Annotated in this window: 1 protein-coding gene; it reads right to left on the bottom strand. The window is 24.0% G+C overall.

Annotation, left to right across the window (positions count from 1 at the left end; genetic code table 11):
- The coding region (locus tag BLO14_RS05720) for an Eco57I restriction-modification methylase domain-containing protein (protein WP_413783464.1) at positions 1 to 2,185 on the bottom strand (2,185 nt) is incomplete at its 3' end.
- Between the last annotated feature and the right edge of the window lie 261 nt (positions 2,186 to 2,446).

Genomic DNA, 2,446 nt, shown 5'->3' on the forward strand with positions numbered 1-2,446 from the left:
CAAAAGTTTTATTGCTCAAGATATTTTCAATTAAACTAATTACGCCTGCAATGTCACTAAATTCTATATTTAAAGATTTATCAAAAGATAATGAATAAAGTTTAATTAAAGAAAATATTATTCTTAAATTATCTGTATTTTCACTTTTCTCATATTCCTGGTATATCTTTTTAGATTTTTCTATATTTTCTTTAGTATTATCGTTAATACCTTTAATTTTTTGATAGCTATTTTCTAAAATAGTTGTAATTTCTTTAATTCTTTTTTTAAATAACGAAAATCCACTTTCAAATTTCTTTTTTGTAATATCAAAAAATTCATCTTTAGTATATCCTAGCAGGGCATTTCCTACTTTTATATGATGCTCAATAAAGCTTAGTGGTGTTCCAAAAATAAAGGTGTTAATCCATAAACTTAGCATAGTAATTTCAACCGAAATAGGATTAATATCAACCCCATAAATACACTTCTTTAGTAGCATCCTTTTAAGTACCAATTCTTTACTTATACTATCCCGAACATCATATTCTTCACTTTCTTTGAGGATAGCTCTATATTCTTTATCAAGCTCTTTTTTTACATCTTCAAATTTATCTAGCTCATACCATACTTTTTCTGTTAAGTAATCTAGACAAGAAATTAAAAAATGACCTGATCCACAAGAATTGTCAATGATTTTTATGTCTAAAGGAGACTTGGTTTTAAGTTGTTCTTCAATTGATGATGTAACCATAAAATCAGTTAAATCATCTGGAGTATAATATGCTCCACTTTTTTTTCTATCAAGGGATCTAGATGTAAGATAAATGTTATTTTTAAGATATGTAGCAACTTTGTTTACTTTTTTGTTTTTAAGCTCTTCTTCAGTGCGAATTAGATAAACGCCGTCTTCGACAATGCGATGAACAGTAGTATCTGCAATTCTTAGGTCATATTCAAGTAAAGTTTCGTATAATTCTCCAAAACTTTTAGGATCTAGCTTTGAATATTTTACAAATTTTTCATCTTTAATATTTTTTTCTTCAAAGAAAAGTATTTTAACTAGTATTTCTTCAAGTTCACCAATACTTAGTAAATTTTCATTATTTAAATATTTAACCTTATCTTCTGCAAATAATCCCCCGTTAAATACAGGAAATTTTATTGCATCACTTCCTTTATCAAGTAAATTGAAAATTGTTATTATTTTTTTATATCCTAATTTTTTTTTTGTATTTTCATCATAAAAAAAATATCTAAAAGATATAGAAGATCTATATAGTTTGTTTTCTTCTAATATTTTCTTAAATATGTCGTTATCTTCAATGTATGCAATAAAAAATATTCTTAAAATAAAAATAATTGATTCTTCAAGTATGCTAGCTAAAATATTTTGAGTAATTTCTTTGTCCGATATTTTAAATTCTTTGTCATATATATTTTTTGCAATTTTAAATACTATAGAGTCGTCAGGTTTCTCATAAAGTATCTCCCTTAGAGTTTTTTGAATTATTTCTTTTTCTTTAGCTATTTGTTCTTTTTCAACTTCTATTACATTACTTCTTTTTAAGTATCTTTCTTTTCTTATAAGGTAACTGAATAAAACAAACCATTCTTGTTCTTTGTATTCTTCTTTTTCTTCAATTTTAGAAAAATTAAATTCAATATATCTTTTTTCTCCATAAAGTACTTTTGATTTGTCATATAATCTCCATGCCTCTCCATTTGAAAGTATTCCATAATGTTTTTGATATTGATTTAGATATCTATATAGCTGATCTTCTGCTTCTTTTACGTTGTCTTTGTTATCAAAATTAAATGATGGACGTTTAACTTCTGCTATAAGTAAGATATCTTCGGTTGGAATGGGTTCATTATTTTTTTTAGCTTCTTTTAATTTTTTATTAAAATCAACCTTGTTTTTATCATTTTCAAAAAGTAGTATATCTACTCTAGACTTCACTCCTTCTATTTGCCCACCTTTTTGTTGTTCCACTGAATAATTTAGTTCTTCAAATATAGATTTTAGCAAATACTCTATATTTGCTTCTGTTGAATTATCATCTATTGAAGAAAGTTTATTTTTTACAAAAATAAAAAAGGTTTTTAGCTTATTAACATTTTCTTTTTTTATAAGGTCTTTTGCTAGTTCTTTATAAAGAGATATATTTGGATCATTTGTTTTTACAATGTCATTAGCTTTCATTTATATCTAAAACTATCTAGAAATTCATTGTTATTGTTTTTCTAAATTTTGTTTTGAACTTTCTAAATCTTTATCACTTGTATAATTCTTGCAAGAACTTACTAATACAAAAATAACACAAATAATAAATAAATATTTTTTTATTTATTTATTATCATCTTTTAGATTTTAAAAATATATCAAAACCCCAAATTTACAATTTTTATAGCTTTAAATAAAGATAGAAAATTTGATATATTCTTAACAACATAATGAATCAAT

Source organism: Borreliella japonica, from assembly GCF_900099615.1.
Classification (GTDB): domain Bacteria; phylum Spirochaetota; class Spirochaetia; order Borreliales; family Borreliaceae; genus Borreliella; species Borreliella japonica.